The sequence below is a fragment of the Eubacterium ramulus ATCC 29099 genome, from assembly GCF_000469345.1.
Lineage (GTDB): Bacteria > Bacillota > Clostridia > Lachnospirales > Lachnospiraceae > Eubacterium_I > Eubacterium_I ramulus.
The window spans coordinates 41,716-53,656 of sequence record NZ_KI271183.1 but is presented as its reverse complement, the minus strand read 5'-3'; the positions used below and the strand labels follow the sequence as shown (position 1 = coordinate 53,656).

Genomic DNA, 11,941 nt, shown 5'->3' with positions numbered 1-11,941 from the left:
AAAAAAAAGCAATAACAAAGATGGGGTACAGTTCACTCATGGTGCGTATGAACATCGTGAGTGTCTGTGCTGTCTATGATAGAAAGAACGGGGACAACTGAGTGAGAAAGAAAAAAATGTGTGTTTACAGACGGATGGGCATTGTGCTGCTCATCAGCTGTATGGTACTGGTGCTTGGAAGCTGCGGAGGCAAAAAAACGGATATGACGGAAGTGGCAGACCGGGTGGAAAAAATGGTTACCGGGAACAATCCGCTGCAGGTAAAGACGGTTTCGCAGGACAAATATGCATACAGCACATTGGATGATGCGACGAAACTTGTATATGACGAAATCTTATATGCGATCGTACATCGAAAAAAGGAAGTACAGATTGCTACCACGGATGTGGAGCAGATGGAGCTTGCATATCTGGCGGTGCGGTATGATTACTGTGATCTGTTCTGGCTGAAGCAGTTTTCCTATGTGACATACAGCAGGGATGATGAGATCACAGCCATTGAAATCACCCCGGAATACAGCATGACAGCGGAAGAACAGAAGAAGACACAGAAGGCGATTGATAAGGAAGCGGACCGGATGCTGGCGGATGCACCGAAAGAAGGCAGTGATTATGAAAAAGCGCTTTATGTGTTTGAAAAGCTCATCGACGAAGTGGATTATGTGGAAGATTCCGCAGATAACCAGAACATCATCAGTGTTTTTCTGAATCATGAAACCATTTGTCAGGGATATGCCTATGCGACGCAGTATCTGCTGGAAAAACTGGGGGTTTCCTGTACGACAGTCATCGGAAATGTCAGTGACGGACCGCATGCATGGAATCTGGTGCAGCTGGACGGAGCATATTATTATATGGATACTACCTGGGGCAATTCCCAGTATCTGTCCCGACAGTCGGAACAGAAAGAATCTGTGCTTTCCAAATATGTGGACTACAATTATTTCGGGGCTACCACAGCAGATATTATGCAGTCCCATACACCGGACAGCAGGATTCCGCTGCCGGAATGTACAGCGGTAAAAGATAATTATTATGTGCACGAAGGCCGTTATATTACCGAATGGAATCAGGATGTCATCGGGGCTTTGTTTGGAACTGCATATAATAACAGAGAAGAAATGATGCAGGTAAAATTTGCCAGTGTAGATCTGTATGAACAGGCCATGCAGTATTTTGTGGAAGAATACGGAATCGCAAAATACTGTCCGGGACTTCAGAGTTTTCATTATATGGAAGATATCGAGGGCTGTGTTCTTTTCATTGTATATGATTATTAGAAAAAGGAAGTGCAAGATACTATGGGAAAAAAGATCAATCTATCACACAATCTGATGGGCTGCCGGTTAGACAACTGGATCCGCCTGAAGCGAAGCAATCCGATCACAGAGGAAAATAAAGGCCAGGTGCGGCTGATCACGGCGGTTTCTTCCATTCTGGCAATTCCGGCATTTCTGGAATGGCTGGTGTTTTATGTTCCAATCAAGCGGACAAAGATAAAAAAAGATCCGGTATATATCGTTGGTTACTGGCGTTCTGGAACGACATTTTTACAGAATCTGCTGACCAGGGATCCACAGTTTGGATGGTTTGATCCGGTGCGTACCGTGACGTTCAGCAATTGTATTTTCATGAAAGGAATCCTTGCAAAAGCTCAGAAAAAACTGCTGCAGGGAGCGCGGCCGATGGATAATCTGGAATATACACTGGATCTTCCGATGGAGGAAGTATTTGCCCAGGCAACGATTTCTACGCAGGCCATCAGCCATATGCTGGTATTCCCGGATGGCGGCAATGGTGTCAAATACATTGAGACAGCTTTTATTGATGAACAGGATGAAAAGCGGCAGCAGGAATGGCGCAAAGCCTATGATTACATTCTGAAGAAGGTCACATATCTGTATGGCGGCAGACAGCTTTTACTGAAAAGCCCGGAGAATACCTGCAGGATCGGTGCTCTGAAGCGCTGCTATCCGGGTGCAAAATTCATCAATATTTACCGAAATCCGTACACGGTTGTCATGTCCACCATCAATATGTTTACCAAGGAGATGGGGCTGTTCTGCCTGAATGATCCGGCACCATATGAAGTGATCGAGGACGTGACGATTGATCTGTTTGAACGAATTTATAAGAAAGCTTTCCGGGAACTGGAAGAAATGCCGCCGCAGGATCATATCGATATCAAATATGAGGATTTCTGCAAGGATCCGAAGGGATATGTAAAGCTGATCTATGAACATCTGGGGATTGACGGATTTGAGGAGGCAAAACCTTACTTTGACGCATATCTGGAGAGTCAGAAGAATTACAAAAAGAACAAATTTGAACTGACACCGCGGCTGCGGGATAAGATCAATGCAAAACTCGGATTTTATTTTGAACATTATGGATACGAGATGCAGAAGTAACGTTGCAGTGTTACGTGAGAACAGTAACAGGGCTGACCCATCACAAAAAAATAAGATAAAACAGGTGCAAAATAACAGTATCTGGTGTATACTTTTGTTCTAGGATCAAAAGATACGTTGCGGGATGTTCCGCAGGTATGATAGAAAGGAGAATTTCATTATGGAAAAAATTAGTGACAGCATGAAAAAAATCTTATTGGCAGGTATTGGCGCAGCAGCTACGACTGCAGAAAAATCCAAAGAAATTCTGGATGATCTGGTTAAAAAAGGCGAACTGACGGTTGAGCAGGGAAAAGTGCTCAATGAGGAGTTAAAGCATAATGTAAAACAGACATTCAAAAAAGACGAAGAAAAAGATCCGGCTGATGTATTAAAAGGAATGTCCCCGGAGCAGATCGCAGCTCTGAAAGACGCAATTGCCCAGAAAGAAGCTGCGGATGCGGCGCAGGATGATGAAGAGGAAGCACCGGACGAAGTGTAGAGACTGTTTTGACAGCTTTACTGGAATAGATAATAGGAAAATATGAGTGAAAAAGAATCAAACGGAACCCGTTTACGGGAAATAATTTCAGTCATACACAAACATCAAATTGCCAGGGGGGTAACGCCGGAAAAGCTGCGCCTTATCCTGGAGGATCTTGGCCCAACTTATATTAAGCTGGGCCAGATTATGTCCATGCGCTCTGATATTTTTCCGAAAAAAATCTGTGACGAATTTATGCGTCTGAGATCGGAAGTGACACCGATGCCATTTTCAGAAGTCCGTGAGGTCATTGAGCATGCTTACGGTACGAAGCTGGAGGACGTGTTTGAAGAAATTCAGGAAACTCCTATCGGTTCGGCATCCATTGCACAGGTGCATAAAGCAAAGTTGAAAAGCGGTGAGACAGTAGTAGTAAAAGTGCAACGCAAGGGCATTTACGAGACCATGTCCCGGGACATCGCATTTTTGCATCGGGCTGTCAAACTGATGCCGCCAATCAATATGGCCGGTCTGGTGGATATGAATCAGGTGCTGGATGAAATGTGGGTAGTAGCGCAGGATGAGATGAACTTCCTGGCAGAAGCTGCGAACATGGAAGAGTTTGCGCGACTGAACAAAAATGTGGCATTTGTCACAAGCCCGATGCTGTATCGGGAATATACGACCACCCAGGTGCTGGTGATGGAGTACATTGACGGTATCGGAGTGGATGAAAAAGAAAAACTGCTGGAAGCGGGCTATGATTTGTGTGAGATCGGCTCTAAAATGGCAGACAACTATGTGAAACAGATAATGGAAGACGGATTTTTCCATGCGGATCCACATCCGGGTAACATGCGTATCCGGGACGGAAAAATTGTCTGGATCGACATGGGGATGATGGGGCGGTTTTCCCAGCGTGATCAGGTGTTGTTAGGAAAAGTGATCAAAGGAGTGGCTACGAATGATGTGAGTCTGATCGTGGAAGCCGTACTTTCACTGGGAGATTTTCATGACAAGCCGGATCAGAAACTGCTGTATTCGGATATCGGAGACTGGCTGACCAAATATGGCAATGCAAATTTTGGCGGACTGAATATGGGAACGCTGATGCAGGATCTGATGGATATTATGAAAGAAAACAGAGTATCCATGCCTCACAGTCTGACCATGCTCGTACGCGGGTTGACAACCATAGAGGGTGTCATTGCAGAAATCGCCCCGGATATCAATGTGGTGCAGGTGGCGGCGGCACGGATGTCAGGAAACCGGTTTTCCACTTCTAATATGAAAGAGGAACTGCACATTGGTGCGAAGGAAGTGTGGCAGGCATTGCAGAAGGGGATTAAGATCCCGTCCTATATTTCCGATCTGCTGCGCAGTTATATGCATGGGCAGACCAGTATCAATCTGGATCTGCATGCCACAGATGATCTGACGCTGATGCTGAATGCACTGGTGCGGCGCCTGGTTATGGGATTTCTGATCATGGCATTGCTGATCAGTTCCAGTATTATATGCACCACAAATATGGAACCGAAACTGCTGGGAATACCGGCATTAGGCGCAATCGGTTATTTCCTCGCCATTATTTTTACTGCGCTGGTGTTTATCAGTCATATTCGGTCCAAAAAGAAAAAACGATAGAGAGAAAAGAGATTTATAAGTTATGAAAACAAAAGCAAATAAACCGGCAAAATCCAATATTGCGAAAATGGCGATCGTGGGCGTATTGTCTGCAATCGCCTATTTACTGATGTTTATGGAATTCAGTGTTCCGCTGATGCCGGTATTTATTAAAATGGATCTGTCTGATTTCCCGGCACTGATCGGAAGTCTCGCAGTTGGTCCGGCAGGTGGTATTATCATCGCACTGATCAAAAATCTGCTTCATCTGACTGTCACATCTACCGGTGGAGTCGGAGAACTGTCAAATTTTATTCTGAATGCAGTATTTATCCTGCCGGCAGGATTATTATATAAGAAAAAGAAATCAAAAAAGAGTGCCTGTGGAGGAGCAGTCCTGGGTGCCATTTTAATGGCTTTAGTCAGTGTGGTATCGAACTATTTTGTGGTTTATCCGGTATATTATAATTTCATGCCGGCAGACACGATCCTGGCCGCTTATCAGGCAATCTTTCCGGGAGTAAAAAGCATCTTGCAAAGTCTGATCGTCTTCAATATGCCATTTACTTTTGTAAAGGCGATGATCAGCGTGGTCATTACGTTTTTGGTATACAATCATCTGGTACCGATCCTGACGATGAACAAACGCAGCGAATAAACAGTATAGAAAAAGGAGAACAAAAAAATGAGTAAGTACAGATTAGACACAACTTGTGTACAGGGGGGATATCGTCCGGAAAACGGTGAGCCGAGACAGATTCCGATCGTTCAGTCCACCACCTTCCGCTATGAAACCAGTGAGGCAATGGGCAGATTATTTGATCTGGAAGATACCGGGTACTTCTACACCCGTCTGCAGAATCCGACCAATGACACGGTAGCAGCAAAAATCGCAGAGATGGAAGGTGGAACCGCAGCAATGCTGACATCTTCCGGACAGGCAGCAAACTTTTTCGCACTATTTAATGTGTGCGAGTGTGGCAGCCACATTGTAGCGTCTTCCGCTATTTATGGAGGAACGTTCAATCTGATCGAAGTGACAATGAAAAAAATGGGGATTACAGCGACATTCGTAGCACCGGACTGCACAGAAGAAGAACTGAATGCAGCATTTCGGGATAATACAAGAGTTGTATTTGGTGAGACGATTGCAAACCCGGCACTGACAGTTCTGGATATCGAAAAATTTGCAAAAGCAGCACATGCACATGGAGTGCCGCTGATCGTGGATAATACGTTCCCGACACCGGTAAACTGTAATCCGTTCAAATGGGGGGCAGATATTGTAACTCATTCCACGACAAAATATATGGACGGGCACGGTGCTGCAGTAGGTGGAGCCATCGTAGATTCCGGTAATTTTGACTGGATGGCACATGCGGACAAATTCCCGGGACTTTGCACACCGGATGAATCTTATCATGGAATCACTTATGCAGAAAAATTCGGACAGGCTGGAGCGTTTATCACAAAATGTACGGCACAGCTGATGCGTGACCTGGGAAGCATCCAGTCTCCGCAGCATGCATTTTATCTGAATCTCGGTCTGGAATCCCTGCATGTGCGTATGCCGCGTCATGTGGAAAACGGACAGGCTGTGGCAGAATTTCTGTCAAACCATCCAAAGGTAGTGCGTGTAACATACAGTGGACTTCCGGGAGACAAATACTATGAACTGGCACAGAAATATCTGCCGAAGGGTGGCTGTGGTGTCGTATCCTTTGAACTGGAAGGCGGCCGTGCAGCAGCAGAAAAATTTATGAAGCATCTGAAACTGGCAGCCATCGAGACACATGTGGCTGATGCAAGAACCTGCTGTCTGAATCCGGCGACATCTACACACCGCCAGATGACAGATGAGCAGCTGGAGGCAGCCGGAATTCCGGCGGGACTGGTGCGGATGTCCTGTGGTCTCGAAGACAAGGAAGACCTGATTGCAGATCTCGCACAGGCTCTGGATGCCATCTAAACGGATATAATGGAACTGAACGAAATAAAAGAAACCGGACACAGTGATGTTATCTTATAACATTTGATATATACGTTCCTACTGATGAAAAAAACGGAAACCAACGCAGACGACAGGAAAATGCTTCGTGTCTGCGTTGGTTTCCGTTTTCAACTTTTAAATACAAAGAAATAAAAACTAAAGTCGACTGATAATGTCGCGTTTGTAATTCAGAAACGTTTCCGTCAGATAGAAATCGTCAGGCCTTGGTTTCTGTTCATGAATTACGATCTCGTCCTTCTGATGCAGTTCAATGTTGATGTCTTTGAGGATTGTGCACTGATTATATGTTTTTGTAATATGTTCTGCTTTTAATAATGCCATTTTAATTTCCAAGATAGTCGTTTGTAAATCCTTTGCCGGTCAGATCTGTGGATGTCAGATTATTTTCTGCCAGCCAGCTGTAAAATGCATTCCAGCGGTCTGCATCAATGAAGCCCCATTTGGCTGCATCTGCAATATACTGATCGGAAATATACTGCTGGGAAGCCTGAACCAGCTCTTCAGAACCTTTCAGGGAACCGGTGTTGTCACCTGCAAGCAGCATGTTTGCTGCATCTACCGGATTCTGGATTGCATATTCATAACCTTTCTGTGTTGCTTCCAGGAATTTCTTTGCAATATCCGGATGCTCCTGTAAGAATGTATTGTTTGCAATGATCACCGGTGTGTAGTAATCAAATACCGGGTTGATATCTTTAAAGAAGAAGAAATCACAGTCTGTATTTTCCTGTTTTGCGTTGATACCACCCCAGCCGTAGAACACCCAGATGGCATCTGTCTGATGAGCAGCCAGTGCAGCCGGTTCGTCTGTGATGTCGTTCGGAATCAGTTTTACTTTGCTGAAATCACCGCCATCCTCGTTGACAACTGTCTCCAGAGTAGCAAGCTCGATTGGAGATTCCCAAGTGGAGTAAGTCTTGCCTGTCATGCCGGCCGGTGTATCAATGCCGTCACCTTTACGGGACATGATGCCGGATGTGTTATGCTGTAATACAGCAGCAACAGCTGTGATATTAAGCGGAGCATCAGAGTCCAGGGATGCTGCCATAGTGTCCTGTGCCGCAATGGCAAACTGAGCCTGACCTGCGGAACACATCAGAGCAGCACCGTCCTCTGGCGGCTGTACGATCTGAACGTCCAGACCTTCCTGCTCATAGTATCCCAACTGCTGTGCCACATACAGACCGGTGTGGTTGGTGTTCGGTGTCCCGTCCAGGCAGAATGTGATTTTTGTCAGCTTTTTGTTATCCTTTTTGGAAGTGTTTTCCGCAGCAGCGGAAGAACTTTCAGAAGCATTTCCTGCATTGTTGCCTGTGCCGGTGTTTCCGCAGGCAGCCATGGAAAATACCATAGCGGCAGCCACAGACAGAGCTGCAAGTTTCTTTAAATAATCTTTTTTCATTCTTCATTTCCCTCTCTTTCTGTTCTTATCCACGGCATGGATAGATTTCTGATAACCATCAGAGTGGCACTGACAAAGTTTTCCTCCTGATAAAAAATGCCTGTGAAGTGAAAATCAGAAAAACATCTGCCGGTGGCAGGCGCTAAAAATGCATAACAGTATTCCGATATACTTCCAGGGCTGACATTGTCCAGCTGGTATCATACAGCACAGATTTTGGGATGTCAACCAATCCTAAATAATTTATTAAGGAAATATTTCTTGTAAATTAACAGGAAAGATGATAAAGTGAATGAGACCTGTAAAATGTAATCAGGATATGGGTCTTTTGACACCAAAATCAATTTGACAAAAGTAGTCTGTTTGCGTACAGAAAAATTGCTGTGGAAGAGTTCCATGGCTTATCTGCATGTAGGAAAACAGACTATTTGGTTTCCATTCACCTCAGTCGTGGACTGAACCTGAATTTTGAATAGCCGGCAGGGCAGATGCAGGCAGCCGGCGGGAAAAGGAGTAAATGCTGATGAATGCGAAAATAATTATTGCAACACATAAAATGTATGATATGCCTCAGGATGACATTTATCTGCCGGTACATGTCGGCAGGGAAGGAAAAGATGCATTGCCATATCAGCCGGATAATACCGGAGACAATATTTCCGCAAAAAATCCGAGCTACTGTGAGCTGACCGGACTGTACTGGGCGTGGAAAAATCTGGACTGTGATTATCTTGGACTGGCACATTACCGCCGTCACTTTTCCATGAAGAGCAGATCTTTCCGCAAAAGTCATACACCGATGGAGTGTGTACTTACCGGGGATGAGCTGGCACAGCTGATTCCGAAGTATAAGATCATTGTTCCGAAGAGACGGAACTACTATATCGAATCACTTTATTCTCATTATGCGCATACTCATTATGCGGAACATCTTGATATTACCAGAGAAATCATCAGTGAAAAATATCCGGATTATCTGGAAAGCTTTGACAAAGTAATGAAGCAGACCGGCGGATATATGTTTAATATGTATATAATGGAAAAATCTCTGTCAGACGCATATTGCAGCTGGCTGTTTGACATTCTGTTTGAACTGGAAAACCGTGTGGGAGACAGAGAATATTCCTTTTTCCAGGGAAGATTTTACGGAAGAGTCAGCGAGATCATCTTTAATGTATGGCTGATGAATCAGAAAGAAGAAATCAAAGAGATTCCTTATATTCATATGGAAGAAATCGACTGGAAGAAAAAAGGAATGGCCTTCCTGAAAGCAAAATTCGGGAAAAAGAAATACGAAGGAAGTTTTTAGGGGAGGATTATGCAATACAGGACAACAAAAAGAGAAAGTTTCTTTCTGATAATCTACACCGTATATATGATCGTATTGCTTCTGTCACAGACTGCGTTTGAGGAAATGGGTGCGGCATCTTCTATCTTTAAGTATGTCCGTTACCTGTGCTATTTCCTGGCAGCGCTGCTCATTCTGCAGGACAGTTACCGGGAGAAACAGATCTGGGGCGTGGCAATCCTTGGTGTACTCACGGTGGGAACCGTAGTCTGCTCCGGCAACAGTACGTTCATTTTATACCTGATCATGATTCTCGCTGCAAAGGAAGTCAATGTCAGAACCATCGTAAAGCTGACCTGCATCATACAGGGAGCGATGCTGCTGTCAATCGTGGTCATGTCACAGATCGGTATCATACCGGATTATATCTTTGATGCGTCTACCCGTCAGCGGCACGGACTTGGATTTTTATGGACGACAACAGGTGCGATCCTTTATTTTTACTTTATGGTTCTTTATATTTATTTGCGAGAAGAGCGTGCACATCTGATCGAGTATGTGATTCTGGAGGCAGTAAACTTCGGGTTGTACAAACTGACCGATGCCCGTATGAGTTTTTATCTGTCCACATTGCTGCTGGTTTACGTCTATGTCATGCGTTTCTACTGGCAGAACCGCAAGGATCGGATCCGCAAGAACCGGCTTCTGATCGGTGCACCGGCATTTTTCTGTATCCTTGCCGTGGCATGTCAGATTTTTTATATACCGACCGATGCTCGTTGGCAGAAGATCAACAGTGTGCTCTCCGGACGACTGGAACTGGGATGCTTTGGATGGAGAGATTATGGCTTTTCTCTGCTCGGAACAAAAATCGAGTGGATTGGTTTCAGCCACAATGCAACGGCAGGAGCTTATAATTATGTAGACTGCTCCTACATGCAGATTTTGTTGGAAAACGGTCTGATTCCGCTTGTCATTATCATAGCTGTATATACTTATATTATGTATATGGCCGTAAAGGAAAAAGATTTTTATCTGCAGACGGCAGTGCTTCTGATTACTGCATTTTCTATAACAGAGCCTCGTCTGCTGAATCTTGCATACAATCCGCTGCCGTTTTTCGGCATCACTTATATCAGCCTGCGTGGCAGAAGTGCGCTGTTCCACCGGGAAGGCCACCGTCTGAACCGGCGTGTGCGGTTTCGTACCACACATGTAAGGCTGAAGGCAAGAAAGTAACAACAATGAATGAATACAGGAATAACGAGAATGAGTAAAAACAACAAATCAGTAAAAGTCAATTTTATTATGAATGCAATCCTCAATCTCTCTGCTGTGATCTTTCCACTGATCACATTCCCGTATGTATCGCGGATCCTGACACCGACAGGAACCGGGCGGGTTTCCTCTGCTGTGGCGCTGGTGACATATTTCGCAATGGTTGCACAGCTTGGTATCCCTACCTACGGTATCCGTGCATGTGCGATCGTCAGGGATGATAAGGAGAAACTGTCCCGGACGGCACAGGAGATCTTTATCATTAATATGATCATGTCAGTGATCGTATACGGAGTATTTTTCGGGGCATTGTTTTTTATCCCGGAAATGGCAGAGGACAAGACGTTGTATCTCATCTGCAGTACAACAATTGTGTTCAATCTTATCGGAATGGAGTGGCTGTATAAGGCACTGGAGGAATACAGCTACATTACAAAACGTTCCCTTTTCTTTAAATTCATTGCGCTGGTGCTGACCTTTGTGTGCATTCATACAAAGGACGATTATTTGTTTTACGGAGTGACAACAATTTTTGCCGCATCCGCATCCAACGTGATGAACTTTATTAACGTAAGAAAATACATTACGCTGAAACCGCTGCGTAATTATGATTTCAAACATCATATGAAACCAATCCTGATCTTCTTTGGAATGTCTGTAGCGACGACGATCTATACAAATCTGGATACGGTTATGCTGAAGTTTATGCAGGGCAATGAGGCTGCCGGTTATTATACAGCTGCCGTTAAAGTAAAAACGGTGCTGGTTGGTGTGGTAACATCCATCGGAACGGTGCTTTTGCCAAGAGTTTCATATTATATCGAGCAGAAACGTCACGATGAGTTCCGCAAGGTGACAGCGAAAGCCATGGAACTTGTTGTGATGATGGCATTGCCACTGGTGGTTTACTTTATCATCTATGCAAGGGAAGCAATTCTGGTGCTGTCCGGTGCGGACTATATACCGGCCATTATCCCGATGCAGCTCATCATGCCGACGGTATTTCTGATCGGCTTCACGAATATCACCGGTATTCAGATTCTGATTCCACAGGGCAGGGAGAATGTCGTACTGGTTTCGGAAATCGTTGGAGCGGTGGTTGATTTTGCAATCAACCTGGTACTGATTCCGAGTATGGGAAGTTCCGGTGCAGCGATCGGAACTCTGGTTGCAGAACTTGCGGTACTGATCGTACAGGCGATTGCAATGTGGAAGTTCCTGATGGAGATCATGAGAAAAATAAAAGCAGGAAAAATCGTACTGGCCTGTGTGCTTGGAACGGTTGTGGCACTTTTGGTGCATCTGCTCCCGATAACGAACAGCTTTATGATTCTGGTCATTACCGCATTGCTGTTTTTCGGCATTTACGGCGGAGGTCTTCTGTTGATGAAAGAGCCGCTGGTATACGAAGTGGTTGGTCAGATGAAAGAAAAATTCCTGAAAAAGTAAGATGGAGGCAAAC

11 protein-coding genes are annotated in these 11,941 nt (G+C 44.8%); 9 read left to right on the top strand and 2 right to left on the bottom strand.

Annotated features, from left to right (window positions below):
- The first annotated feature begins 101 nt into the window (after positions 1-101).
- The 6 genes from HMPREF0373_RS13840 to HMPREF0373_RS13815 all read left to right on the top strand — a co-directional run bounded on the left by HMPREF0373_RS13840 (position 102) and on the right by HMPREF0373_RS13815 (position 6,469).
- Positions 102-1,280, top strand: coding sequence for a transglutaminase domain-containing protein (locus HMPREF0373_RS13840; protein WP_147597901.1), 1,179 nt, complete (start codon positions 102-104; stop codon positions 1,278-1,280).
- A gap of 21 nt (positions 1,281-1,301) precedes the next feature.
- Positions 1,302-2,411 carry a sulfotransferase family protein gene (locus tag HMPREF0373_RS13835; RefSeq protein WP_021740384.1) on the top strand — a complete coding sequence of 370 codons (1,110 nt, stop codon included), beginning with the start codon at positions 1,302-1,304 and terminating at the stop codon, positions 2,409-2,411.
- Between the two features lie 160 nt (positions 2,412-2,571).
- Entirely contained in the window at positions 2,572-2,892 is a 321-nt protein-coding gene (locus HMPREF0373_RS13830) for a phasin family protein (protein ID WP_044964611.1), read from the top strand.
- 42 nt (positions 2,893-2,934) lie between these two features.
- The gene (locus tag HMPREF0373_RS13825; protein WP_021740382.1) at positions 2,935-4,521 is read left to right on the top strand and encodes an ABC1 kinase family protein; all 1,587 of its coding nucleotides are present in this window, start codon (positions 2,935-2,937) and stop codon (positions 4,519-4,521) included.
- A gap of 22 nt (positions 4,522-4,543) precedes the next feature.
- Entirely contained in the window at positions 4,544-5,158 is a 615-nt protein-coding gene (locus HMPREF0373_RS13820) for an ECF transporter S component (protein ID WP_021740381.1), read from the top strand.
- 27 nt (positions 5,159-5,185) lie between these two features.
- On the top strand, positions 5,186-6,469 hold the full coding sequence (locus HMPREF0373_RS13815) for an O-acetylhomoserine aminocarboxypropyltransferase/cysteine synthase family protein (RefSeq protein ID WP_021740380.1): 1,284 nt from the start codon (positions 5,186-5,188) through the stop codon (positions 6,467-6,469).
- 177 nt (positions 6,470-6,646) lie between these two features.
- Here HMPREF0373_RS13815 and HMPREF0373_RS13810 read toward each other — a convergent pair whose 3' ends face one another.
- Complete coding sequence (locus HMPREF0373_RS13810; RefSeq protein ID WP_044964608.1) at positions 6,647-6,832, bottom strand: hypothetical protein; 186 nt, start codon at positions 6,830-6,832, stop codon at positions 6,647-6,649.
- 1 nt (position 6,833) lies between these two features.
- The gene (locus tag HMPREF0373_RS13805) at positions 6,834-7,913 is read right to left on the bottom strand and encodes an ABC transporter substrate-binding protein (protein ID WP_021740378.1); all 1,080 of its coding nucleotides are present in this window, start codon (positions 7,911-7,913) and stop codon (positions 6,834-6,836) included.
- A 523-nt stretch (positions 7,914-8,436) separates the two neighbouring features.
- On the opposite strand from HMPREF0373_RS13805, the gene HMPREF0373_RS13800 reads away from it, so the two are divergent.
- From HMPREF0373_RS13800 to HMPREF0373_RS13790, 3 genes are read left to right on the top strand one after another with little or no spacing between them, the layout of a single operon-like run.
- Positions 8,437-9,222: a DUF4422 domain-containing protein gene (locus HMPREF0373_RS13800; protein ID WP_044964605.1), complete on the top strand. Its 786-nt coding sequence runs from the start codon at positions 8,437-8,439 to the stop codon at positions 9,220-9,222.
- Between the two features lie 9 nt (positions 9,223-9,231).
- Entirely contained in the window at positions 9,232-10,440 is a 1,209-nt protein-coding gene (locus HMPREF0373_RS13795; protein WP_021740376.1) for a hypothetical protein, read from the top strand.
- 30 nt (positions 10,441-10,470) lie between these two features.
- On the top strand, positions 10,471-11,928 hold the full coding sequence (locus tag HMPREF0373_RS13790; protein ID WP_044964602.1) for a flippase: 1,458 nt from the start codon (positions 10,471-10,473) through the stop codon (positions 11,926-11,928).
- Positions 11,929-11,941 lie beyond the last annotated feature (13 nt).

Excerpts from the sequence above, each read along its gene's own strand:
- HMPREF0373_RS13790 (WP_044964602.1), top strand. The coding sequence starts at position 10,471 with ATGAGTAAAAACAACAAATCAGTAAAAGTCAATTTTATTATGAATGCA.
- HMPREF0373_RS13820 (WP_021740381.1), top strand. The coding sequence starts at position 4,544 with ATGAAAACAAAAGCAAATAAACCGGCAAAATCCAATATTGCGAAAATG.
- HMPREF0373_RS13795 (WP_021740376.1), top strand. The coding sequence starts at position 9,232 with ATGCAATACAGGACAACAAAAAGAGAAAGTTTCTTTCTGATAATCTAC.
- HMPREF0373_RS13805 (WP_021740378.1), bottom strand. The coding sequence starts at position 7,913 with ATGAAAAAAGATTATTTAAAGAAACTTGCAGCTCTGTCTGTGGCTGCC.
- HMPREF0373_RS13800 (WP_044964605.1), top strand. The coding sequence starts at position 8,437 with ATGAATGCGAAAATAATTATTGCAACACATAAAATGTATGATATGCCT.
- HMPREF0373_RS13810 (WP_044964608.1), bottom strand. The coding sequence starts at position 6,832 with ATGGCATTATTAAAAGCAGAACATATTACAAAAACATATAATCAGTGC.
- HMPREF0373_RS13815 (WP_021740380.1), top strand. The coding sequence starts at position 5,186 with ATGAGTAAGTACAGATTAGACACAACTTGTGTACAGGGGGGATATCGT.
- HMPREF0373_RS13835 (WP_021740384.1), top strand. The coding sequence starts at position 1,302 with ATGGGAAAAAAGATCAATCTATCACACAATCTGATGGGCTGCCGGTTA.
- HMPREF0373_RS13830 (WP_044964611.1), top strand. The coding sequence starts at position 2,572 with ATGGAAAAAATTAGTGACAGCATGAAAAAAATCTTATTGGCAGGTATT.
- HMPREF0373_RS13825 (WP_021740382.1), top strand. The coding sequence starts at position 2,935 with ATGAGTGAAAAAGAATCAAACGGAACCCGTTTACGGGAAATAATTTCA.